This window comes from Mesorhizobium sp. 2RAF21, assembly GCF_052115345.1.
GTDB classification, from domain to species: domain Bacteria; phylum Pseudomonadota; class Alphaproteobacteria; order Rhizobiales; family Rhizobiaceae; genus Mesorhizobium; species Mesorhizobium terrae.
In genome coordinates, this window is record NZ_JBFRGM010000008.1 from 253,042 (window position 1) to 275,950 (window position 22,909).

At 63.6% G+C, this 22,909-nt stretch carries 24 protein-coding genes; 15 read left to right on the forward strand and 9 right to left on the reverse strand.

The window, feature by feature from the left end:
* Nucleotides 1-43 precede the first annotated feature (43 nt).
* The 4 genes from AB4136_RS15340 to AB4136_RS15355 all read right to left on the reverse strand — a co-directional run bounded on the left by AB4136_RS15340 (nucleotide 44) and on the right by AB4136_RS15355 (nucleotide 4,779).
* A complete protein-coding gene (locus AB4136_RS15340) occupies nucleotides 44-1,561 on the reverse strand; it encodes an aldehyde dehydrogenase (NADP(+)) (RefSeq protein ID WP_137900657.1) in 1,518 nt (505 codons plus the stop codon).
* A 261-nt stretch (nucleotides 1,562-1,822) separates the two neighbouring features.
* Complete coding sequence (locus tag AB4136_RS15345; protein ID WP_024923931.1) at nucleotides 1,823-2,785, reverse strand: dihydrodipicolinate synthase family protein; 963 nt, start codon at nucleotides 2,783-2,785, stop codon at nucleotides 1,823-1,825.
* Nucleotides 2,786-2,903: 118 nt separating this feature from the next.
* Nucleotides 2,904-3,608, reverse strand: coding sequence for a GntR family transcriptional regulator (locus tag AB4136_RS15350; protein WP_024923932.1), 705 nt, complete (start codon nucleotides 3,606-3,608; stop codon nucleotides 2,904-2,906).
* Between the two features lie 160 nt (nucleotides 3,609-3,768).
* Complete coding sequence (locus AB4136_RS15355; protein ID WP_024923933.1) at nucleotides 3,769-4,779, reverse strand: FkbM family methyltransferase; 1,011 nt, start codon at nucleotides 4,777-4,779, stop codon at nucleotides 3,769-3,771.
* 290 nt (nucleotides 4,780-5,069) lie between these two features.
* Between AB4136_RS15355 and AB4136_RS15360 the strand changes: the two genes are divergently transcribed.
* The 7 genes from AB4136_RS15360 to AB4136_RS15390 all read left to right on the forward strand — a co-directional run bounded on the left by AB4136_RS15360 (nucleotide 5,070) and on the right by AB4136_RS15390 (nucleotide 11,810).
* Nucleotides 5,070-5,408: an ArsR/SmtB family transcription factor gene (locus AB4136_RS15360; protein WP_024923934.1), complete on the forward strand. Its 339-nt coding sequence runs from the start codon at nucleotides 5,070-5,072 to the stop codon at nucleotides 5,406-5,408.
* A 60-nt stretch (nucleotides 5,409-5,468) separates the two neighbouring features.
* Nucleotides 5,469-5,936 carry an SRPBCC family protein gene (locus tag AB4136_RS15365; protein WP_024923935.1) on the forward strand — a complete coding sequence of 156 codons (468 nt, stop codon included), beginning with the start codon at nucleotides 5,469-5,471 and terminating at the stop codon, nucleotides 5,934-5,936.
* 277 nt (nucleotides 5,937-6,213) lie between these two features.
* Nucleotides 6,214-7,098 carry a sugar ABC transporter substrate-binding protein gene (locus AB4136_RS15370; protein WP_373426402.1) on the forward strand — a complete coding sequence of 295 codons (885 nt, stop codon included), beginning with the start codon at nucleotides 6,214-6,216 and terminating at the stop codon, nucleotides 7,096-7,098.
* A gap of 53 nt (nucleotides 7,099-7,151) precedes the next feature.
* Nucleotides 7,152-8,717 (forward strand): sugar ABC transporter ATP-binding protein, encoded by a 1,566-nt coding sequence (locus AB4136_RS15375; protein WP_024923937.1) that lies wholly within the window; start codon nucleotides 7,152-7,154, stop codon nucleotides 8,715-8,717.
* Entirely contained in the window at nucleotides 8,704-9,702 is a 999-nt protein-coding gene (locus tag AB4136_RS15380; protein WP_024923938.1) for an ABC transporter permease, read from the forward strand. The genes AB4136_RS15375 and AB4136_RS15380 overlap by 14 nt, the downstream gene beginning before the upstream one ends.
* Nucleotides 9,703-9,745: 43 nt before the next feature.
* A complete protein-coding gene (locus tag AB4136_RS15385) occupies nucleotides 9,746-10,738 on the forward strand; it encodes a LacI family DNA-binding transcriptional regulator (RefSeq protein ID WP_024923939.1) in 993 nt (330 codons plus the stop codon).
* A gap of 133 nt (nucleotides 10,739-10,871) precedes the next feature.
* Nucleotides 10,872-11,810, forward strand: coding sequence for a MerR family transcriptional regulator (locus AB4136_RS15390; protein ID WP_024923940.1), 939 nt, complete (start codon nucleotides 10,872-10,874; stop codon nucleotides 11,808-11,810).
* Nucleotides 11,811-11,897: 87 nt separating this feature from the next.
* On the opposite strand, the gene AB4136_RS15395 is transcribed toward AB4136_RS15390, so the two are convergent.
* On the reverse strand, nucleotides 11,898-12,686 hold the full coding sequence (locus AB4136_RS15395; protein WP_024923941.1) for a 3-hydroxybutyrate dehydrogenase: 789 nt from the start codon (nucleotides 12,684-12,686) through the stop codon (nucleotides 11,898-11,900).
* A gap of 202 nt (nucleotides 12,687-12,888) precedes the next feature.
* Between AB4136_RS15395 and AB4136_RS15400 the strand changes: the two genes are divergently transcribed.
* Together AB4136_RS15400 and AB4136_RS15405 are read left to right on the forward strand one after the other, a co-directional pair.
* A complete protein-coding gene (locus tag AB4136_RS15400; RefSeq protein ID WP_137900658.1) occupies nucleotides 12,889-13,638 on the forward strand; it encodes an acetoacetate decarboxylase in 750 nt (249 codons plus the stop codon).
* A 28-nt stretch (nucleotides 13,639-13,666) separates the two neighbouring features.
* Nucleotides 13,667-14,827 (forward strand): patatin-like phospholipase family protein, encoded by a 1,161-nt coding sequence (locus AB4136_RS15405; protein WP_137900659.1) that lies wholly within the window; start codon nucleotides 13,667-13,669, stop codon nucleotides 14,825-14,827.
* A gap of 20 nt (nucleotides 14,828-14,847) precedes the next feature.
* Here the strand turns inward: AB4136_RS15405 and AB4136_RS15410 are convergent, their stop codons facing one another.
* Together AB4136_RS15410 and AB4136_RS15415 are read right to left on the reverse strand one after the other, a co-directional pair.
* Complete coding sequence (locus tag AB4136_RS15410) at nucleotides 14,848-15,873, reverse strand: CorA family divalent cation transporter (RefSeq protein ID WP_137900660.1); 1,026 nt, start codon at nucleotides 15,871-15,873, stop codon at nucleotides 14,848-14,850.
* Between the two features lie 78 nt (nucleotides 15,874-15,951).
* Nucleotides 15,952-17,556 carry an inorganic phosphate transporter gene (locus AB4136_RS15415; protein WP_024923945.1) on the reverse strand — a complete coding sequence of 535 codons (1,605 nt, stop codon included), beginning with the start codon at nucleotides 17,554-17,556 and terminating at the stop codon, nucleotides 15,952-15,954.
* Nucleotides 17,557-17,929: 373 nt separating this feature from the next.
* Between AB4136_RS15415 and AB4136_RS15420 the strand changes: the two genes are divergently transcribed.
* The 3 genes from AB4136_RS15420 (at nucleotide 17,930) to AB4136_RS15430 (ending at nucleotide 19,311) form a co-directional block, all read left to right on the forward strand.
* Nucleotides 17,930-18,118 (forward strand): Flp family type IVb pilin, encoded by a 189-nt coding sequence (locus AB4136_RS15420; protein ID WP_024923946.1) that lies wholly within the window; start codon nucleotides 17,930-17,932, stop codon nucleotides 18,116-18,118.
* Between the two features lie 202 nt (nucleotides 18,119-18,320).
* A complete protein-coding gene (locus AB4136_RS15425; RefSeq protein ID WP_024923947.1) occupies nucleotides 18,321-18,623 on the forward strand; it encodes a hypothetical protein in 303 nt (100 codons plus the stop codon).
* Nucleotides 18,624-18,756: 133 nt separating this feature from the next.
* A complete protein-coding gene (locus tag AB4136_RS15430) occupies nucleotides 18,757-19,311 on the forward strand; it encodes an NUDIX hydrolase (RefSeq protein ID WP_024923948.1) in 555 nt (184 codons plus the stop codon).
* Nucleotides 19,312-19,325: 14 nt separating this feature from the next.
* Here the strand turns inward: AB4136_RS15430 and AB4136_RS15435 are convergent, their stop codons facing one another.
* The gene (locus AB4136_RS15435; protein ID WP_024923949.1) at nucleotides 19,326-19,886 is read right to left on the reverse strand and encodes a GNAT family N-acetyltransferase; all 561 of its coding nucleotides are present in this window, start codon (nucleotides 19,884-19,886) and stop codon (nucleotides 19,326-19,328) included.
* 241 nt (nucleotides 19,887-20,127) lie between these two features.
* Here AB4136_RS15435 and AB4136_RS15440 point away from each other — a divergent pair, with 241 nt between their 5' ends.
* On the forward strand, nucleotides 20,128-20,583 hold the full coding sequence (locus AB4136_RS15440) for a DUF2214 family protein (protein WP_024923950.1): 456 nt from the start codon (nucleotides 20,128-20,130) through the stop codon (nucleotides 20,581-20,583).
* Nucleotides 20,584-20,592: 9 nt separating this feature from the next.
* On the opposite strand, the gene nth is transcribed toward AB4136_RS15440, so the two are convergent.
* Complete coding sequence (gene nth, locus AB4136_RS15445) at nucleotides 20,593-21,396, reverse strand: endonuclease III (RefSeq protein ID WP_024923951.1); 804 nt, start codon at nucleotides 21,394-21,396, stop codon at nucleotides 20,593-20,595.
* Between the two features lie 22 nt (nucleotides 21,397-21,418).
* Between nth and AB4136_RS15450 the strand changes: the two genes are divergently transcribed.
* Both AB4136_RS15450 and AB4136_RS15455 read left to right on the forward strand, forming a co-directional pair.
* The gene (locus AB4136_RS15450) at nucleotides 21,419-21,913 is read left to right on the forward strand and encodes a DUF2244 domain-containing protein (RefSeq protein WP_024923952.1); all 495 of its coding nucleotides are present in this window, start codon (nucleotides 21,419-21,421) and stop codon (nucleotides 21,911-21,913) included.
* An 85-nt stretch (nucleotides 21,914-21,998) separates the two neighbouring features.
* Nucleotides 21,999-22,901, forward strand: a complete 903-nt coding sequence (locus AB4136_RS15455; protein WP_137900701.1) for a methylated-DNA--[protein]-cysteine S-methyltransferase — start codon at nucleotides 21,999-22,001, stop codon at nucleotides 22,899-22,901.
* Nucleotides 22,902-22,909 lie beyond the last annotated feature (8 nt).

Genomic DNA, 22,909 nt, shown 5'->3' on the forward strand with positions numbered 1-22,909 from the left:
GGCCGCCCCGCGCGGAAACCCTGCGCGGAGCGGAGCGGCCCGATCAGCCGAGGAAATCCTCGGGCAACAGCTCTTCTGGCATGTTCTGATAGGACACCGGGCGCAGGAACCGGCGGATCGACATGGTGCCGACACTGGTCGCGCCGAAATTGGTCGAGGCCGGATAAGGCCCGCCATGCACCATGGAATCGACCACTTCCACGCCGGTCGGGAAGCCGTTGACCAGCACGCGACCGGCCTTGCGCTCCAGCACCGGGCGCAGGCGTCGTGCGGCGTCGAGATCGCCGGCATCCATGTGGATGGTCGCGGTCAATTGGCCGTCAAAGCCGCGCGCGATCTGTTCCATCTCGTCCAGCGAACCGACCCGCACCACCAGGCCGAGCGGCCCGAAAACTTCCTCGCCCAGCGCGTGGTCGGAGACGAAGCGCGCACCCGTCGTCTCGAACAGATTGGGGGTGGCCGAGCGGCCCGAGGATTGCGTCATCAGCAGCGGCTTCAGCGTATTGCGCGTTGAAAACCGCTCCGTGCCGTCATGATAGGCCTTGGCGATGCCGTCGGTCAGCATGGTCTGCGGACCGACCTTGGCGAGTGCCTCGACCGCCGCGCCGGCGAAACGGTCGGCATCAGCGCCGTCGATCACCACCGCGATGCCGGGATTGGTGCAGAACTGGCCGGCGCCCATCGTCAGCGACCCTGCCCAGCCCTGCCCTAGCGCTTCGGCGCGTGCCTTGAGCGCTTCCGGCAACATCATCATCGGGTTGACCGAGCCGAGCTCGCCAAAGAACGGGATCGGCTCCGGACGTTGTGCGCACAGGTCGAACAGAGCGCGGCCGCCGGCAAGCGAACCGGTGAAACCCACGGCCTTGATCAGCGGATGCTGCACCAGCGCATGGCCGACCTCGCGGCTGCCGCCCTGGATCAGCGAAAACACGCCCGGATGCACACCGGTTTTGGCAATCGCCGCCTCGATGGCCTGCGCGACGATCTCGCCGGTGCCGGGATGCGCCGAATGCCCCTTCACCACCACGGGGCAGCCTGCGGCGAGCGCCGCCGCAGTATCGCCACCGGCGGTCGAAAAGGCGAGCGGGAAGTTCGAGGCGCCGAACACGGCCACCGGGCCGATCGGCCGCTGGATCAGCCTGATTTCCGGACGCGGCGCCGGCTGGCGAGCAGGCATCGCCGCGTCCTGGCGACGGTCGAGATAATCGCCCTTCTCGATATGGTCGGCAAACAGCCGGAGCTGGCCGGTGGTGCGGTCGCGTTCGCCTTGCAGGCGCGCTTCGGGCAAGCCGGTCTCCTGGCTGCCGATCTCGGTGATCTCGGCGGCACGGGCTTCGATCTCGTCGGCGATGGCGCGCAGGAATGCGGCGCGTTCCTTGCGCGAGGCGTAGCCATAACTCCAGAAGGCATCCTCGGCGGCTTCGCAGGCGCGGTTGACCAGTTCGGTCGAACCGGCGGCAAAGTCATGCGCGGGGCCATGAGCCGGAGTGCTGGCGAAGGTGCCCACTCCATCCAGCCATGCGCCCGCGACAAGGTGCTTTCCCTTCGGAGTGAAGCTCATCTACCGATTCCTTTCAAATAAACGGAGGTACAGGCAGCAACGCAGCAGCCAACCAGTTTGCGCCATGCCTTTGCGACACACGCCAATGCCGGCGTCGAAAGCATCGCGCCCGGCCTTGCCGAAATCAACCAGCAAGCCTTCTGAAACGAAAAGCCGCCGCTACCTGGAAACGGCGACCGCCGCCGCAGCGCTCACAATTGCGCGTCGGCCAGGAAAAAGCCCGCGAAACGCGAGCTTTTTCGTCGTTCGGCAAATCCGGGATCAGCCCTTGTACTTCTGCACAGCGCCGGGGAGCTTGCTCCATTCGCCATACCAGCTGTTGAACAGCTTGAACTGCGCCTCGCAATAGCCGCGCTGGCTGTCGGTCAGGGCGTCGGTCTCGTTGAAGTGGAGCGTGTATTCCTTGTCACCCTTCAGCACCATCATGTGCTTGAAGTAGAGGACGAGGTCCGGGCCTTCGTCGAAGGACGACAGCACGGCCAGCGCCTGCTCCAGTTCCAGCGCCCGCTGGCGCGCATCGACCTCGCCGGCGGCGGCGGCCTGTGACAGGTTGCAGAGATGGATCACTTCCTTCGGCAGCACATTGCCGATGCCGGTGATGGCACCCGTCGCGCCGCAATTGACGAAACCGTGGAAGACGGCCGTGTCGACGCCGATCATCAGCGACACGCCATCGTCGCGGCTGGTGATGTTCTCGGCCGCATAACGCATGTCGGCATTACCGCCGAATTCCTTGAAGCCGACGAGGTTCTTATGTTCAGCGCGCAGCGCGAAGAACAGGTCGGCGCGGGTGGCGAAACCGTAATAGGGGCTGTTGTAGATGACAGCCGGCAGATCGGGGGCCGCCGACAGGATCGCCTTGAAATGCGCCTTCTGGGCAGTCAGCGACGGACCGCGCGACAGCACGCGCGGGATGACCATCAGGCCGTGGGCGCCGACCTTCTGGGCATGCGCAGCATGGGCAACCGCCGAGGCGCTGTTGATGGCGCCGGTGCCGACGATGACCGGCACGCCGGCCTTCACCAGGCGCTCCACGCCCTCCATGCGCTCTGCGTCGGTCAGCAGCGGCCAGTCGCCCATGGAGCCGCAATAGACGACCGCCGACATGCCCTGCGCGATCAGTTCCTTGCCCTTGCGCACCAGCGCATCGAAATCGGGGCTGCGGTCTGCCTTGCACGGGGTCATCAGCGCGGGGATTACGCCGGAGAAAATCTTGGCCTTCATGTCAAACTCCTCTGGGCTTGTCGGGTCGGGGCGGATCGCGACGCCATGGCGCGGCTCACGCTCTCGACACTCAATATACACGTTGCATTTTATTTGTCGACAAGAAATCGACAAATGGTCAGAGCGCTATGTCCAGCCGCTCGCCACGGGTGAAAAGCTTCTGGATCTGATGCACGATCTGCTCGCCATGCGCCTTGCCCAGACGATCCGCTGCCTCGACGTCGCGGGCGGCGATGACGGCGATCATGTCCTCGTGCTCGTCGACGAAACGCTGCGGCAGGCGGTCGTCATAGGACTGGTAATAGAGTCTGAGGATGCGCCGCCCCTCATCGAGCAGCCGGTTGAACAGGCTGGTGAAGTAAGGATTGCGCCCGGCCTCCGAAATCGCCGAATGCAGCGCCGCATTGGTGGCGATCATCGCCAGCGCGTCCTGCGCCTCAACGGCGGCGGCGAATTCGACCTGCAGCGCGCGGATCGTCTCAAGGTCTTCGGCCCGGTGATGCTCGGCCGCCAGCCGCGTGGTGACGCGGTACATCAGCACCAGCGCGTCGAAATAGGTGTGCATGTTCAGGAAGTCGATGTTCGACACCATGGTCGAGCGGTTGGGCAGCGTGTCGATCAGCCCCTCTCCCGACAGCCGCACCAGCGCCTCGCGGATCGGCGTACGCGACATCTTGAAACGCTCGGCCAATTGCACTTCGTCGATCGGGCTTCCCGGCGGCAGCACCAGATCGAGGATCTCGTCGCGCAAAAGGTCGTAGACCATTTTGACGCCGGAGCCGCGCTTGCGCTCGGGGGCGGAATTGGAGTCGGCATCGGTCATCTGGCAATCCTCTTGTCGACAAGAGAAATACGTCCCGTCGCCAGATGGATCAACAAGTTCCGGAGTTATCCCCGCCATCCGGATGCGGGACACAGCGATATCCCGCCGACGGACCGTCGGCACGCAGGAGGCTGGGCTAGAGAATGCGAGGCCGGAACGGTTATTCCGGCGACCCGTCGACCAGTCGTTCCAGCCGCTCGATCCAGAACGGGCTGTTGGTGGCGACCATGTCGTAGCCGAAGCGACGCGATTTCTTGATCGCCGCAAGCTGCGTCGGCGAAGTGATTTCCTGGCGCCGGCCCCGGCCCAGCCAGAAGACGCGCAGCTTCAGCACGTCCAGCGCATGGCGCGTGGTGGCGTGATCGAGATCGGACCCATGATCCTCGTAGACGAAGACGGTATCGCCGGCGAGCAGCCGCGCCGCGCCGGAAAAAGCCGCGATCTCCACGCCCTCGACGTCGAGCTTGACGATGAACTTGTCCAGCCCCGCGAACTGCGGCAGCGCCGCGATATCGTCGAGGCTGATCGTGTCGCATTCGAGGATCGGCCTGGAGCCGTCGGCGGGATCGACCGTCGTACGCGCTTCGTGCTTGGCGCCGAAAATGCGCACATGCTGACCGCTGGTTGCGCCGATCGCCCTGTTGAGCACGCTGAACCGGCTGTCGTTCAGGACCCGGTTGTCTTCCAGCACCCTGAACGTGTCCGGCGCCGCCTCCACCGCGACCGCTGCCTTGCCGCCGGCCTCGGGACCGCTCGCCAGGATCGACCAGTAGCCATAATTGGCACCGCCGTCGACGAAGCCGTAGTCGATGTCGCGCGCCGCCTCCAGGAGCACGACGGTGGAGTGCTCGTAGGAGTACCCCGGCAGCAGCAGGATCGACCAATAGGCATCGCAATAAGGAACACGCATCAGCGCCCCGGGCGCCAGGCTGAAAATCATCGGCCGGCGACTGGGCAGCAGCGTGCGCACCGTGCGCGCCACGTAGGAAAAGCCAAACTGGCGCAGGGGCATGAGCACCCGCATCGCCAGCCGCAGCGTGGTCAGCGCTATGCCCTCGCGCAGGCCGGCGCCGCTGATGCGCCCGCTTCGCGCGTCGATGACGATGTCTTTTGCAGAAGGCTTCAGCATGCGCGGTTCAATATCCGAGATCGCCTCCAAATACGATGTCATCTGCCCACCCCAAGGCTTTCCCTGAACGCAGCCCTTGCCACCCTTCGCCCATAAACCATGTTTGCCGCCGTTTCGCTCGGAAACCAATCATTAACCTTACCGGCTGGGCCTGACGGCGCTTAAGCCTCGAAAATTGCCTGCCGTTACAGACCGGGCACCCCGCGCACGCGCGCTCTGGAGCGCTGACATGAGATGAAAATTCTCATCTCCCCCGCACGCATCGCGGTCGCTTGACAATCGAATTTTTCTTCCTATTTTACCGATTAGCTAATTAGCCAATCGGAAAAATAATGGACCAACTCAGCCTCGCCTTCCATGCGCTCGCCGATCCGACACGCAGGGCCATCCTGATGCGGTTGGCCAAGAGCGATGCCACCGTCAACGAATTGGCGGAGCCGTTCGACCTTCGGCTGCCGACCATCTCGAAGCACCTGAAAGTGCTTCAGCAGGCCTCGCTGGTTTCGCAGACCCGCGAGGCGCAGCGCCGCCACTGTCACCTTGAGAGTGGGGCGCTGAAAGAAGTCGCCGAGTGGGTATGGAATTGCCGCACCCACTGGGAAGCAAGCTTCGATCGCCTCGACGCTTTCCTGAACGACATCGAAGCGGCGACCAAGGCCAGCAAGAATTAGCGCCGGCACCGGTCGAACTAACTCAACCTATTGTTTTTATTTGTGAGTGGAGAAGTAATCATGTCCAAAACCACCTTTACCGCCGAGCCGGGCAAGCAGGAAATTGTCCTGACGCGAACATTCAACGCGCCGCGCGAGCGTATCTTTGCCGTTTTCACCGACCCGCAAGCGATCCCGAACTGGTGGGGTCCCGCCTGGCTGACGACGACGATCGACAAGTTCGAACCGAGGCAGGGCGGCATCTGGCGTTTCGTGCAGCGCGACAAGCAAGGCAACGAATACGGCTTCCATGGCGTGCATCATGAAGCCACCGCCCCTTCGCGCATCGTGCGCACCTTCGAATTCGAGGGCATGCCCGGCCATGTGCTGCTCGAGACCGTCACCTTCGAGGAAGTCGGCGGCAGCACCAGGGTCGTGGCGCAGTCGGTATTCCAGTCGGTCGAAGCGCGCGACGGCATGGTGCAGTCAGGAGCCGAAGCCGGCGCGGTCGAGAGCTGGGATCGCTTGGAAGCCCTGCTTTCAGCCTGATCGCATTGCAAAACCTGAATGGGAAAAACCGCCGGCCACTCCGGCGGTTTTTTCTTTGCCGGCGGCGAATGCTCTCCAGGCCCCGGCTGATCGCAGAGGCCTGCGAAGCCAGAAGTGCCCGCGCGGCCTGGCCCTCGCGAACGCTTGACAGTTCCGTTGAAAACCTGCGATGAAACGTTTCATCGTGCCTGGGAGGAAACGGCGCGATGACAAAGTGGAGGAAGTTATGAAGTTCGGAAAGATTATCGCCGCCGGCGTTCTGGCGGCCTCTCTAGCCATGCCCGCAGCCAGCTTCGCCGCCGACAAGCCCGTGGTTGGCCTGGTCATGAAATCGCTCGCCAACGAGTTCTTCAAGAACATGCTGGAAGGCGCCAAGGCCCATGAAGCCAAGCGTGGCGACTACAAGCTGAAGGCCGTCGGCATGCAGTCCGAGACCGACATCGAGACCCAGATCAACGCCGTCGAAAGCTTCATCACCGAAAAGGTCAACGCCATCGTCATCGCGCCGGCCGATTCCCGCGCGCTGGTGCCGCCGCTGAAGCGGGCCATGGAAGCCGGCATCACCGTCGTCAACTTCGACGTGGCGCTGGACGAAAAGGCCAAGAAAGAGGCCGGCGTCGAACTCGCCTTCGTCGGCCCGGACAACCGCGCCGGCGCCAAGATGGCCGGCGAAGCGCTGGCCAAGAAGCTCGGCGAAGGCGGCAAGGTCGTCATCATCGAGGGCAATCCCGGCGCCGACAACGCCGCTCAGCGCAAGCTCGGCTTCGAGGACGCGATCAAGGACGGCAAGCTGAAGCTGCTCGATTCCCGTACCGCCCATTGGGAGACGGAAGAAGCGAACTCCGTCTTCGCCAACATGCTCACCGCCCATCCCGATATCCAGGGCGTGATGGCGGCCAACGATTCCATGGCAGTCGGCGTCGTCAAGGCGATCGAGGCCGCCGGCAAGACCGGCAAGATCGAAGTCATCGGCTTCGACAACATCCCGGCCGTGCAGCCGCTGCTCAAGGAAAAGAAGATGCTGGCCACGGTCGACCAGTTCGGCCAGCAGATGGCGGCCAACGCCATCGACAAGGCGCTCGGCGTTCTGGCCGTCGGCGCCCCGCTCAAGGGCTGGGTCAAGACCGACATCAAGCTCGTCACCTCGGACGACGTGAAGTAACCTCACGATCGGCGGTCACGCCAACAGGCGCGGCCGCCTCGACGGAACGACCCATGGCAAATGTAACGCAGAATGCCGCACGCGCGGCAACGGCCGACATGCATCCCATCCTGGAGCTTTCGGACGTCCGCAAGCGCTTCGGCGGCGTCGTCGCCCTGAACGGCGTCTCCTTCACGCTACGGCCCGGCGAAGTCCATGCGCTGGTCGGCGAGAATGGCGCCGGCAAGTCGACGCTGATCAAGATCCTGTGCGGCATCGTCAAGCGCGACGCCGGTTCGATCACCTTGGACGGCACCGCCTACGAGCCGCATTCGCCGGCCGACGCCAAGGCACATGGCATCCAGGTCGTGCACCAGGAGTTCAATCTCCTTCCCTACCTCTCGATCGCGGAAAACATCTGCTTCGAGGACATTCCGCGCCGGCGTTTCGGCATTGTCGACTACCCCGAGGTCTACGCCAGGGCCCGGCAGGCGCTGGCGCGCATCGGCCTCGACGACATCGATGTGCGCCGGCCGGTGGAAACGCTCGGCGTCGCCCACCGCCAGCTGGTCGAAATCGCCCGCGCGCTGATGGGCGAAAGCCGCATCCTCATCCTCGACGAGCCGACCGCGACGCTGACCGCGCGCGAGACCGAACGGCTTTTCACCATTGTCGACGGCCTGCGCGCCAAGGGCGTGGCCATCGTCTTCGTGTCGCACCATCTCAGCGAGGTCTTCGCCAATTGCGACCGCGTCACCGTGTTGCGCAACGGCGAGTCGGTGATGACTTCCGACATTGCCGACACCTCGCCCGAAAAGCTTGTCAGTTCGATGGTCGGTCGCCAACTGGCCGCGCAAATGGCCGCGACGCGTGAGCTGGACCGCGGCGGCGGCGTGGCGCTGGCCTTGAAGAACCTGCGCCATCCCGCCTCCCCCAATCCTGACGGCATTTCGCTCGACCTGCATTATGGCGAGATCCTCGGCATCGCGGGCCTCGTCGGCGCCGGTCGCACCGAATTGCTGCGCTCCATCTTCGCCGCCGACCTGCCTATGTCCGGGACACTGGAACGCGACGGCCGGCAGCGCCGCTATGGCAGCCCGAAAGCCGCGATCCGCGACGGCATCGGCTTCCTGACCGAGGACCGCAAGGAAGAAGGCCTGATCCTGGCCATGCCCATCGCCGCCAATGTCAGCCTCGCCAATCTGCGCAAGGTCTCGCATGCCGGCCTGCTCGACAGGGTGGCCGAGGCACGGATGACCGAAAATCTCGGCAAGGAGATCAAGCTCAAATACGGCAAGGCTTCCGATGCCGCCTCGACACTGTCGGGCGGCAACCAGCAGAAGGTAGTTTTGGCCAAATGGCTGGCCAACGACCCGAAGATCCTGCTGCTCGACGAACCGACACGCGGTGTCGACGTCGGTGCCAAGGCGGAGATCTACGCCCTGCTACGCGGCCTTGCCGAGAAGGGGCTCGCCTTGCTCGTCGTCTCCTCGGAACTGCCGGAACTCATCACGCTCTGCGACCGCATCCTGGTCATGTCGAAACACCGCATCGTCGGCGAGGTTCTGCGTCCGGATTTCTCCGAAGAACGCATCCTCGGCTTCGCCTACAAGGACGAGAACAATCATGGACGCCACTGACTTCGGCCGCCCGGCCTCAAGCGGTCTCGCCACCACGACCAAGACCGTGTTGCGCGAAGCCGGCATCGGCATCGCGCTCATCCTCTTGATCGTGGTGTTCTCGCTGGGAACGGACCATTTCCTGACGGCTTCGAACGTCACCAACATCTTGACCCAGGTGACCATCAATCTGGTGCTGTCGATCGGCATGACCTTCGTCATCCTGATCGGCGGCATCGATCTGTCCGTAGGGTCGGTGCTGGCCTTCGCCGCCGTCGTCGCCGGCACGGTGATGACCCTGCCCGGCCTCGATCCCACGCTTGCCGTGGTGCTGGCAACGATCAGCTCCATCGCCGCGGGCATCGTCTTCGGGGTGCTGAACGGCCTGATCAGCGCCTGGTGGAGCATCCCGTCCTTCATCGTCACCCTGGGCACGCTGAACATCGCGCGCGGCGCGGCCCTTCAGGTCACCGGCGCCTCGACCATCTATTCCTTCCCGGCCGGCTTCAACGCCTTCGGCTCGCAGACAATCTACGGCGTGCCGGTGCTGTTCCTGATCGCGCTTGTCCTGGTCGCGGTCGGCTGGTTCGTGCTGACCCGCACGGTGTTCGGCCGTGTTCTCTACGGCATCGGCAACAATGAGGAAGCGACCCGGCTCGCCGGCCACAACGTCTTTTTCTACAAGGTCGCCGCCTTCACCATTTGCGGCGCCGCCGTCGGCATCGGCGCCATCATCTATATGGCGCGGCTCAACATCGCGAGCCCGATCATCGGCATCGGCTTCGAGCTCAACGCCATCGCCGCCGTCATCATCGGCGGTACCAGCCTGAGCGGTGGCCGCGGCTCGATCATCGGCACCCTGCTCGGCGCCTGCATCATCGGCGTGCTGGCCAACGGTCTCATCCTGCTCGGCCTCAGCGACTTCATGCGGCAGATGATCACCGGTTTCGTCATTATCCTCGCAGTCATCCTTGACAAATATCGCGAAAGGCTAACCAAGGCCTGAGGCAGCGCGGCATGGATCGCCGCAACATCCGGGGCATAGCAGCGTGGTCAACATCAAGGACGTCGCCCGGCGGGCGGGGGTTTCGGTCGGAACGGTCTCGCGCGTCATGGCCAGGAACGAGACGGTCGGCGCTGCCCTGCGCGAAAAGGTCGAGGCGACGATCCGCGAGATGAACTTCAAGCCGAACCATGTCGCGCGCGGCCTGCGCCGCCGCCGCACCGACATGATCGGCCTGGTGATCCCCGACATCACCAACCCCTTCTTCGCCGAACTCGCCAAGCATGTCGAAGCTGTCGCCTTCCATGCCGGCCTTTCGGTGCTGTTGTCGATCACCAATGACGATCCCAAGATCGAGGTGGCGCAGATCGAAAGCCTTTTGAAGAGCCGCCCCACCGGCCTGATCGTGGTGCCAATCCAGTCCGGCCAGTCGCAGAGCTGGCGCGGCGACACCGCCACAGTCGTCGTCGACAGGAGACTACAAGGACACGGCCTGCTTTCCGTCGACCATCATGGCGGCGCGGCGCTGGCGGCCGAACATCTGATCGGCCTCGGCCATCGCCACATCGCCTACATAGCCGGACCGGCCGACGCACCGGTTTCCAGGGCGCGCCGGGCGGGCTTCGTCGAGCATCTCGAGGCCGCCGGCATCAAGCCCGAGATCATCGAAGGCCATTTCGACTATGTCTCAGGCGAAGCGCTCGGCCGCCAGTTGCTCGACCGGGCGCCAGCGAAGCGGCCAACCGCCATCGCCACCGCCAACGACCAGCAGGCGATCGGCCTGCTGCGCGCCGCCTCCGATCTCGGCATCAAGGTGCCGGACGAGCTTTCCGTCATCGGCTTCGACGACATTCCGCTGGCCGGGCTGATCACGCCGCGCCTGACCACCATCGGTCAGCCGGTGGAGGACATCGCCAAACGCGCCGTCGCCGCGGCAATCGCCGGCAGCGGCGTTGCTGCCGGAGAAGACGAACTGCTCTCCGGCGTGCTTGTCGTGCGCAATTCCACGGCACCCGTCGGTCGGCGCGAAGCTGTATAAGCGGGTCTGGCCACCGCAGGACCGTCGCGAGCCCGACCTTCGCGGCCGGCTCGCGCACCGCGCGGAACATGGGCGAAAAAAGCCTCGCCGGCACGGTTGACCCTCCACTTGGTGGAGACGTTAGGACGGTCCCATGAGCGAGAAAATGCACACGATCGGCGAACTTTCGCGGCTGAGCGGCATCTCGGTGCGGCGCATCCGCTTCTATTCCGACAAGGGGCTGCTGCCGCCGTCCACCCGCACCGTCAGCAACTATCGCATCTACAGCGATACCGATGTCGCGCGCCTCGACCTGATCAGGGCCTTGCGGGAGGCCGGCGTCAGCCTGGCCGCCATCCGCAAGCTCCTGTCCCGGCGGCTCGAACTGAAAGATGTCCTGGCCATGCGCCTTGATGCCCTGGAAGTCGAAATCGCCTCCCGTCGCCGGGTCGCCGCCGTGTTGCGTGCCACGCTCAGGATCACGGAACCAACCGCAACCGACCTGAGGAGACTTTGGACGATGACGACCCTGTCCCAAAACCAGATGCGCACCATGATGGAGCGTTTCTACGACAAGGTGGGCACGAGCGCCGAGATGGGCGAAGGCTGGAAGCGCCAGATGATCGATGCCGCCATGCCCGAGCTGCCCGACGAGCCGACGTCCCGGCAGATCGACGCCTGGAACGAGATCAGCGCCATGATCGGCGACGAGAGCTTCGTTTCCGAGATACAGGCCGAGACGGCCGCTATGTGGAACGGTGAGTTCGACCCGGGCGCCTATGCCGAGGCTGCCAACGCCATTCTGGCCAGGGTGAAGGCCGCTATCGCCGCGGGCGTAGCCCCGATCTCGCCGGAGGGCGAAACGATCGCGCGCGAATGGCTGGACCGATCGGCGAAGGCAATGCGCAGGCAGCCGGACCGGGCCTATCTGGAATGGCATCTCGGCCAATACCGCAAGCATCATGCCCGCTCGACCCGGTATCAGGAACTGCTTGCCATATTGCGCGGTGAGGAACCCGGCCAAGGGCCCGGCAACGAGTGGCAATGGATCAACGAGGCGATGACACCGCTGCTGGCGACGGCGCAAAACTGACTTCGACGCCCCGAACAAAAACGAATGCCCGGCGCATGTCTCGCGGACGCGCCGGGCATTCCAGGGAGATATCAGGCGAAACCCGGCCTACTGCGCCGTCCAGCCGCCATCGATCGGCAGCGTCGTGCCGGTGATCTGCTTGGCCGCGTCCGAGCACAGGAACAGCGCCAGCGCCGCGATCTCGTCCACCGTCACGAACTCCTTCGTCGGCTGGGCCGCCAGCAGAACGTCGTGCTTGACCTGTTCCTCGGTCATGTTGCGGGCCTTCATCGTGTCGGGGATCTGCTTTTCGACCAGCGGCGTCCAGACATAACCGGGCGCGATCGCATTGGCCGTCACCCCGTCCTGCGCGGCCTCCAGCGCCACCGTCTTGGTCAGGCCGGCAATACCGTGCTTGGCCGAGACATAGGCCGACTTGAAGGGCGACGCTACCAGCGCATGCGCCGAAGCGGTGTTGATGATGCGCCCCCATTTGCGCGCCTTCATGCCCGGAAGCGCGGCCTTGATGGCGTAGAAGGCGGCGAGCAGGTTGATGCGGATGATCGCTTCCCACTTGTCGTCGGGAAACTCCTCGATCGGCGCGACATGCTGGATGCCGGCATTGTTGACCAGGATATCGAGGCTGCCGAATGCCTGTTCGGCCTCGTGCACCATGGCGGTCACTTCCGGGCCATTCATCATGTTGGCGTTGGAATAGCGGCACTTGACGCCGAAATCGGCTTCGATGCCGGCACGTTCCCTCTCGATCGCATCGGCATCGCCAAGTCCGTTGATGGTGACATTGGCGCCTTCGGCGGCGAAGGCCCTGGCGATGGCAAGGCCGATGCCGCTGGTCGAACCGGTAACAAGCGCGTTCTTCGAAGTCAGGGAGCCCATGATGATCTCTCGGCTGGCGTTTGCGATGGCATTCTAATTAGGTGCATTGCAGCAAGTTTCCATCACAATCATGTGTCGGTCTTCGTTCGGAACCAACAAACAGCTGAAATCGTTCATCGACCCGACACAAGACCGTCATGCTGCCATGCAACATGACAGGTGTTGTTTCCGATATGACATTCGTCAATCCTGAGGTGACAGCTTGGAAATCGCCGACGTCGTGAAGCGCGCCTATGCCATGCCGCTCACCAATCCCTCGTTCCCGCCCGGCCCCTATCGCTTCTTCGACCGCGAATATGTCATCATCACTTACCGCACCACGCGCGAGGCGTTGGAGGCGGTCGTGCCGGCGCCGCTCGAGATCGACGGCGATCCGCTGGTGAAATACGAATTCATCCGCATGCCGGACTCGACCGGCTTCGGCGACTATACCGAGAGCGGCCAGGTCATTCCGGTCCGTTTCGACGGCCAGCACGGTGTCTACGTCCATTCCATGTATCTGGACGACGACGCGCCGATCGCCGGCGGCCGCGAATTGTGGGGGTTTCCGAAGAAACTCGCCAATCCCAAGATCGTCAATGAGGGCGAGGTCGTCGTCGGCACGCTGCACTACGGCTCGGTGCTCTGCGCCACCGGCACGATGGGTTACAAGCATCGCGCCGCCGACCAGGACCAGGTCATGGCGGCGCTGACCGCGCCGAACTTTCTCGTCAAGATCATCCCGCATGTCGACGGCACGCCGCGCATCTGCGAACTGGTGCGCTACCACCTCACCGACATCACGCTGAAGGAAGCTTGGGCGGGTCCCGCCGCGCTCGACCTGCGGCCGCATGTGATGGCCGATGTCGCTCGCCTGCCGGTGCTGGAAGTGGTGTCGGCGCTGCATTTCACCGCCGATCTCACGCTCGGCCTCGGCGAGGTCGTGTACGACTATCTCGCCGGCACACGCTGACCATCCCCTTTCTTTGCCGGAGTTGACCGTGCTGGACCGCTACAGAGCCAAGGCGAACGTCGCCACCATTCAGGAAATCGCCTCGCAATACGACCGGGTCGCGCTGGTGCTGCAAGGCGGCGGCGCGCTCGGCGCCTATCAGGCCGGCGTCTATCAGGCGCTGTCGGAGGCCGGCTGCGAGCCGGCTTGGCTATCGGGGGTCTCCATCGGCGCCATCAATGCGTCCATCATCGCGGGCAACGAGCCGAGCCGGCGCCTGCAGCGGCTGGAGCAGTTCTGGCAGACGATTTCCGGCCGCAAGATCTGGGCCTACACGCCAGAAGGCGACATCTATCGCGACATCCGCAACCGCACCAGTTCGTGGATGACGATGACCATGGGCCAGCCCGGCTTCTTCAAACCGCGCTTCCCCAATCCATGGCTGGAGCAGTCCGGGGCCGAAGGCGCCACCAGCTTCTACGACACGGCCGAATTGAAGGACACGCTGGAGCGGCTGATCGACTTTGACGTGCTCAACGACGGCCGCAAGCGTCTGAGCGTCGGCGCCGTCAATGTGCGCACCGGCAATTTCGTCTATTTCGACACCGACAAGGTCCGTATCGGGCCCGAACACATCATGGCCTCGGGTGCGCTGCCGCCCGCCTTCCCGGCGGTGCGTATCGAGGGTGAATATTACTGGGACGGCGGCATCGTCTCCAACACGCCGCTGCAATATCTGCTCGACCAGGAAGAAGACCGCAGCTCGCTGGTGTTTCAGGTCGACCTGTTCTCAGCGCGCGGCGCGCTGCCGCGCGGCATGGCCGACGTGTTGTCGCGCCACAAGGACATCATGTATTCCAGCCGTACGCGCCAGAACACCGACAATTTCAAGCGCATCCACGATCTGAAGATGCAGCTTCTCGAAGCGCTGAAGCGCGTGCCGGCGGAGTTGCGCTCGGCCGACGAAGAACAGCTGATCGCCGATTATTCCGACGCCGGCGTCGTCAACATCATCCACCTCATCTACCAGCACAAGGGTTATGAGGGGCACGCCAAGGACTATGAGTTCTCAGGCACCTCGATGCGCGAGCATTGGGACATGGGCCTGGAGGACACGCAGCGCACCTTGCGCCATCAGCAATGGCTGACCCCGCCGACCAATGCCGAAGGCGTCGCCATCCATGACCTGCATCGCGAAGACCCGACTTAGGGTGACCTCACGCTCGGCAGTCAGAAACGCAGGCTGATGCCGGCGCGGCGCAGCAGCCAGTAGAAAAGCCCGGTCGCACCGATAACCAGCGCAACGGCCCAGATGAAGCCGCTGTCGCCATGGGTGAACGGCAGGCCGGCCGTATTCATGCCGAAAACGCCGACCACCAGCGTGCCCGGCAGCAACAAGGCGCTCATCACCGCCATCGCCTTCAGGCTGCGGTTGGATTCGTCCGCCAGCTCCGCCGCCATCTCCTCCTGCAGCAAACGCGCCCGGTCGTTGATCATGACGATTTCGCGGTCGAGCCGTTCCAGCCGCGCGGCCAGGCGCTGCAATCCGGCATGCGCGGTCTCCGATAGTTTCCAGTCCTCGCGGTCCTCATCCTCGAACAGCGCGACCATGCCGGCCACCGGCCGGTGCAGCGACACCGCCAGCCGCCGCAATTCCTTGAGACGGCGGCGCTCGTCGCTCAGCCGTTCGGTGACCAGATTATCCTCGACCTCGTCGAGCTTTTTTGTCGCTTCGACCAGCCGCAACCCTGTGTTCTTGCAGAAAGTCGTGACGATGGCCTCGAACAGCTCGAAGGCCGTCGCCGGCGCGAAGCCGCCGGCAAGCGAGCGCCGCACCTTGTCCACCGCCTCCAGCGGATGGCGCCTGCCGGTGACCAGCAGACGTTCGGTCACGGCGAAATGCAGCCGGCCGATCGTGCTGGACGGTCGTTCTATGTCCTTGTGCATGTCGGCCGCGATGCCGTGCATCATGCCGTCTTCATGCCCAAGGACCAGACTGTCGTCATGCCCTTCCAGGATCGCGCGCGCCGTCAGCGGAAGTGCGCAGCGGTGGGCAACCCAGCCATGCGCGCGCTGGTCGACCAGGTCGACATGCACCCACACCCAGCCATCCTCGGCAGCAAGAGCCGCGTCGATCTCCTGCGGGTGAAGCTCAGCGGCTGGTTGCCCGGGAAGTCCACGATAGGCGCAGATCAGGCCCGGCACCTGCTCCGCATCGCCTGTTCCCAGAAGGTTCAAACGCAAGGTTTCATTCATTGGCGTCACCGAGCCTTGTTCGGCAGAAGCCGGCGCGACCCGCGCGCCGGCTTCCTTTTGTGAGAAAAGAACCCGCCCTCAAAACAGCTTGCGCATCACCACGAACAGCCCGAAGGCGAGCGCGATCGAGGCTGGCAAGGTCAGCACCCAGGCGAGCAGCATGTTGCGCACGGTCGACCACTGCAGGCCCGAACCGTTTGCCGCCATCGTGCCGGCAACGCCCGACGACAGCACATGCGTGGTCGACACCGGCAGGCCGAACGCGTCGGCGGCGCCGATCGTGCCCATGGCGACGAGTTCGGCGGCGGCACCCTGGCCATAGGTCAGATGCGTCTTTCCGATCTTCTCGCCAACTGTGACGACGATGCGTTTCCAGCCGACCATCGTGCCAAGCCCCAGCGCCAGCGCGATGGCGATCTTGACCCAGAGCGGGATGAACTTCGTCGCGTTGTCGACGGCCTTGTGATAGTTGGTGACCGCCTTGAGATCCTCGCCCTCCATCGGCAAAAGCTTCTTCTTGTCGATCAGCTTCAGCGCCTCGCCGATGAGATAGATATCGTTGCGCGCATTGCTGACCAGTTCGATCGGCAGCTTCTCGACCGAAGGATAAGGCGACACCAGTTCATTCGTCTGATGGATAAACGCCTGCAGCGCCGGCGTCGTCTGATCCGTCCAGGTCTTGGTGCGCACCGCCTCGCTGACCACCGCCTTGGCATCGGTCACCACCACACCCGGCTTCACATATTTGCCAAGCACCGTATCCACCTGCGCGGCCGCGGACTTGTAGGCTTCGAGATAGTTCACATCCGGCGTGCGATTGAGCGCAAAGGCGGTCGGCACCACGCCGATCAGGATCAGCATGATCAGACCCATGCCCTTCTGGCCGTCATTGGAACCGTGGGCGAAGGAAACGCCGGTGCAGGTGAAGATCAGCAGCGCGCGGATCCACAGCGGCGGCGGCGCGTTGCCGGACGGCGCCTCGTAGAGCGCCTTGTTCTTGATGAACAGCTTCATCGCAAGCAGGAGGAGCGCCGCCATGCCGAAACCGACCAGTGGCGAAACCAGCAGCGCCATGCCGACTTCTATGGCTTTCGACCAGTCGACGCCGCTTGTGGCGCTGCCGGCCGGCGCCAGGAACTGGTTGGCGAGGCCGACACCGACGATCGAGCCGATCAGCGTGTGCGAACTGGACGACGGCAAGCCAAGATACCAGGTGCCGAGGTTCCAGATGATCGCCGCGGTCAGCAGCGAGAACACCATGGCCAGACCCGCGCTGGAGCCCACCTGCAGGATGAGCTCGACCGGAAGCAGCGAAATGATGCCGAAAGCAACGGCGCCGCTGGCGGTGAGCACGCCGAGGAAGTTGAAGAAACCGGACCACATGACGGCGAACTCGGCCGGCATGGAATGGGTATAGATGACGGTCGCGACCGCATTGGCGGTGTCGTGGAAACCGTTAACGAATTCGAAGCCGAGCGCGATCAGCAACGCGAGCCCGAGCAGGATCCACGGCACGGCAATCGCGCTGGTAAGCTCCTGGCTGAGCGCATAGCCGATATAAATGAGGCCGCCGAGCACGATCGCCAGGAAAACCGGCATGAACCATTTGCCGGCCTTGCTCGGCCCTTCGAGCGGATGCTCGGGCCTCGGAATACCCATTTGACTTGATGTGACGTCCACCATTGCCCCGTTCCTTTTGCAGTGCAGCAAAATTCAAGGAACCCTATTTTGGCTGAATGAAGCTGTTGTGACGTCTCACGCAGCGAAACCGGCCGGCACCGCTTCGAGATTGGCCAGGATCGCGAAGCGCCATCCTGATCTTTGATATCCTTGCCAAATCCAAGCAGGGAGAGAGGCCCATTCTCCGGCAATGAGAGTAATGGGACAATTATACGGAAATTTTCCGATCTATGTTTTGTGTTTGTTAAGCAACCGCCAGAGCCACTATTTGTTTACCATCCACCTTAACCTGTCTGAAATCGCTCACCCGCATGATGGGCCACGGTTCGCAAAGAGACCGTCGAACAAAAGTTACAACCGGGCAAAGGATACCATCATGACCAATCTTCTTTCGCGCTTCGTCAAGGACGAGTCGGGCGCAACCGCCATTGAATACGGCCTGATCGCCGCCCTGATCGCTCTGGCGATCGTTGCTGGCGCCGGCTTCCTCGGCAACACCATCAATGCCAAGTTCAACACCATCGCCGGCACGCTGAAGAACGCTGGCAGCGGCAACGGCGGCTGATCGGGCCCGAGGCCTGTTGCACCAAGAGATCGGGGCCGCCTTCGGGCGGCCCTTTTCATTTTCCAGGGCTAGGAAATCGTTGGCACTATCCCACCCGTCCGCCTGCAAGGAGCACGACAAGACCCGCAACCATGGACCCGGCCGCCGCCTGCACTATATAGGGGAGAAATGAGCATCGGCTCGGACAACCCGGCAGTAGACAATGAAACGGCTTCACGGCATCGCAATCTGGTTCGGCTTGGCGCTGACGGTTTCGCTTATTCCCATGACCATCGCTATGGCTCAAACGATGGCCCCCGTACGGCCCGGCATCAACTCATTCGGCCAGGCGGACGCGGATGCATTGCGAAGCGAGATCCAGCGGCAGCAGTTCCAGCAGCAACAGCAGATCTACCGCGAGCTCGACCGGCAGGTTACGACGCCGTCCCAAAATGCCGCGCCAGCGATCCGGCAACCTTGCCAGCAATCGCTGAATGGCGGCGGTGCGGTTGGTGGCTGTCGTTGACAGGATGTATTTTCGTTTTATTAGCCGTCTACGATAAGTGTGTGCTACGGCAAAGCATCCATTCGCTCGCCGGGCCTTTGTGTTAATTTGAGGTCCCGCCTCGTCCTGCACGGCGGATTGGACCGGACGTGCGATGGCGACACCCAAGAAAAAGAGCATTGAACGCAAGGCCGCGCCCAAGAAGAAGGCGCCCCTGAAGACGCCTGTCGAGAAGCAGCCGCTCGCCAAACCCTCACCGAAGAAGCAGGCGGTTCGGAAAGCCAAAAAGGGCAAGACGATCCGCCAGGTCGCCGCCATTCCGTTTCGGCGCGGCGAGGACGGCAGCCTTGAGGTGATGCTGGTCACCTCGCGCCAGACCAGGCGTTTCATCCTGCCGAAGGGCTGGCCGATGCCCGGCAAGAGCGGACGCAAGGCCGCCACCATCGAGGCGATGGAAGAAGCGGGCGTCGTCGGCAAGACGCTGAAGGAGCCGGCCGGCAGCTATTCCTACTGGAAGCGGCTTGCGCGAACCTTCGCGCGGGTCGACGTCACCGTCTATCTGCTCGCCGTCACCGGGGAACTGGCCAACTGGCCGGAGGCACGCAGCCGCCAGCGCGCCTGGCTGAAGCCCGAGGACGCCGCGACCCTGATCGACGAACCCGAACTGTCGACGCTGCTCAGGACATTGACCTTGCCCGCCGCTCTTTGAGCAAGAGCGTTGTATCAAACGCTGTTCAGACCGCCGGCTTTCGGTCGCTCAAGCAAGATTGTCGGCTTTTCATGGTAGGTCGTGCGCAGCACCTCGTTGTAAGCAGTCTTGCGCGCGACGTTCAGCGAGGCAACATTCTCGGGATCGATGATGCAGACGGTTCTCTGCGCCCCTAGAACATTGTCGGCCCAGGCCGTCATTTCACCAACGATCTCGCTGGCAATGCCCTTGCCATGCGCGGCAGAAGCCAGAACCCAGCCGATTTCCGGAAGACCTTCCAGCGAGGGCTGGATTTCGCGCTTCATGTCCTGGAAGCCGGCCTCGCCGATGAAACGCCCTGTCGCCTTGTCCTCGACCGCCCAATAACCGTAGCCGATCAGCGACCACAGGCCGGCATGGCGCAGGAACCGCTGCCAGCTTTCCTCGCGGGTGCGCGCCCTGCCGCCGATGAACCGGCATACCGCCGGCTCCGACCACATCTCGGCATAGGTGTCGAAATCGTCCAGCCCGTGCGCCCGCAGGATCGTCCGTTGCGTTTCGATGATGGGCGCGGTCTTGAAGGCTGGGGCGGTCATGGCAATTCTCTCTATGGGGTCGCCGCAAATATCAGCCCGCTCATACCGGGCAAGGGCCAGCTTTTGTGACTAGTCCTGCCAGCGGAAAGACGGGACCACGCATGAAGCGCGATGCGCGGATTCGAAAATGCCTGGGCATCCTTAAAGCGTCCGAATGGACGCGCGACAGGCTGAGCGGATGGGCTGGGAACTTCGCCGCCGGCATTGTATGAAATGACCGCCGCACACCGGAGAAGCGCACATGGAAACGACCGACCTTGTTCTGGCCATTTTCCACCATCTGCTGGCTTTTTCGCTGGCCGGGGTGATCGCGGCGGAATTCGTGCTGCTACGCAACGAAATCACACCCGGCACCATCCGCCGGCTTGCCCTGATCGACCGACACTACGGCCTGCTCGCCGTCCTGATCATCCTCGTCGGCGTCGGCCGTGTCTTCCACGGCCTGAAAGGATGGGAATTCTACGTCTACAATTGGGTGTTCTGGACCAAGATGGCGATCTTCGCGGCCGTCGGCCTGCTCTCCATCGTGCCCACCATGCGTTTCATTGCCTGGAGCCGCCAGGCCAAGGCCAACGCATCCTACCAGGTGCCGGAGACCGAACTGGCCGCGGTGCGCCGCTATATCTGGCTGGAGGCGCTGCTTTTCCTGGCGATCCCCGCCTTTGCCGCCGCCATGGCGCGCGGCTACGGCCTCTAGCAGACCACTCTAAAGGACGTCGCTGGCCGCTTCGAGTGGCGCCAATTCGATGAGCGGCGCGGGAATTGTGTTTGTCTTTTCCGCCGCCTTGCAGATGTCGGCGATTACGCAGGCCTGGCAATCCGGTTTGCGCGCCTTGCAGACATAGCGCCCATGCAGGATCAGCCAGTGATGCGCGTGGCGCATATATTCGTCCGGAATGATGCGGACGAGCTCGTCTTCGACCTGTTCCGGCGTCTTGCCCGGCGCCAGCCCCAGTCGGTTGCCGATGCGCAGGATATGCGTGTCCACCGCCATCGTGTGCTGCCCGAAAGCCATGTTGAGCACGACATTGGCGGTTTTCCTGCCGACGCCAGGCAACTTCACCAATTCGTCGCGATTGTCCGGCACCGTGCCGCCGTGGTCGGCGATCAACGCCTGCGACAGCGCGATCACGTTCTTGGCCTTGTTGCGCCAGAGGCCGATTGTGCGGATGTATTCCCCCACCCTTTCCTCGCCGAGCGCCAGCATCTTCTGCGGCGTGTCAGCCACCTTGAACAGGGCCCGTGTCGCCTTGTTGACGCCGGCGTCGGTCGCCTGCGCCGACAGCACCACGGCCACCAGCAGCGTAAAGGCGTTGACGTGTTCCAGCTCGCCCTTCGGCTCGGGCCGCTGCACGGCAAAGCGGCGAAAAATCTCGTGCACCTCGGCCGGCGTATAGGCAGACCTGGCACGCGATGCCTTCTTCTTCGCGAGCGCATGCGCGGCGCCATTGCGCAGCGGCACGGATGGATTTTCGCGGGTGCGGCGATCTTTGGACTTGGGGGCAACCATCGCCTTCCTATAATATCGGGCGATGAGCGACACAAACGCCACTTTCGCCGCGGACGAGCCGGTCTTCCAGGCCCTGCTGATGCCGCACCGCTCGCTCGGTCGCACCGGCTTCATGATCCTGATCGGCGCGTTGCTGTTCGGCTGGGCGGTGACAGGCATCATCTTCCTGTCCTACGGCGCTTGGCCGATCTTCGGCTTCTTCGGCCTCGACGTGCTGGCGGTCTATGTCGCCTTTCGCCTGAACTATCGCGCCGCCAGGGCCCGCGAGGAAGTCTCGGTGTCGCGCACCGCGCTCGACATCCGCAAGACCGCCCCTTCGGGCAGAACGGAAGAACATCATTTCAACCCGTTCTGGTCGCGCTTCTCGGTCGCCCGCCACAGTGAGATAGGCATCACCGCCATGACGGTGGAATCGCGCGGCGAGCGCGTACCGATCGGTAGTTTCCTCAATCCCGATGACCGCGAAAGCTTCGCCACCGCCTTCACCCGGGCGCTTGCCACCGTCAAGGCACGCTGATCTTCGCAGGAAACGGGTGGAGACCGCTCCTTCAAGCGCCGATATTCGCGTTCAAGGAGAAATTGCCATGAACGCTCAGCTCGCTATGAATACCAGAATGCCGATGAAGATCGCCCCGACCCTTGAAAAGGACATCACGCCGGAAGGCAGCGACTACGAGGTCGTGCGCCGTGCCATCGAGAAGATCAGCCTCGATTATCGCGACCAGCCTTCGCTGGAAGTCCTGGCCGAGGAGGTCGGCGAGACCCCGACCGGCTTGCAGAAGCTGTTCACGCGCTGGGCCGGACTGTCGCCCAAGGCTTTCCTGCAGGCGGTGACGCTCGATCATGCCCGTCGGCTGCTCGATTCCGGCATGCCGTTGCTCGAAGCCTCCTTCGAGGTCGGCATGTCTGGCCCCGGCCGCCTGCACGACCTGTTCGTCACCCACGAGGCGATGTCGCCGGGCAACTACAAGACACGCGGTGAAGGCCTGACCATCCGCTACGGCTACCACATCTCGCCCTTCGGCGTTGCCCTGATCATGGTCACCGATCGTGGTCTGGCCGGCCTTGCCTTCAACGACGCCGGCAACGAACAGTCGGCTTTCCGCGACATGTCGAGCCGCTGGCCGAACGCCACCTATGTCGAGGACATCAGCGCCACGGCCCCTTACGCCGCACGCATCTTCGACCCGGCCCACTGGCGGTCCGACCAGCCGCTGCGCGTGGTGATGATCGGCTCGGATTTCCAGCTCCGGGTCTGGGAAGCCCTGCTGCGCATCCCGATGGGCAAGGCCTGCACCTATTCGGCGATCGCCGCCGAGATCGGCCAGCCGACGGCGAGCCGGGCGGTGGGGGCGGCGGTCGGCGCCAATCCGCTTTCCTTCGTGGTGCCTTGCCACCGCGCGCTCGGCAAATCCGGCGCGCTCACCGGCTACCACTGGGGCCTGACCCGCAAGCGGGCTATTCTGGGGTGGGAAGCGGGCCAGCTTTCGGCGGGTTCGCTCTAGCGCATGAC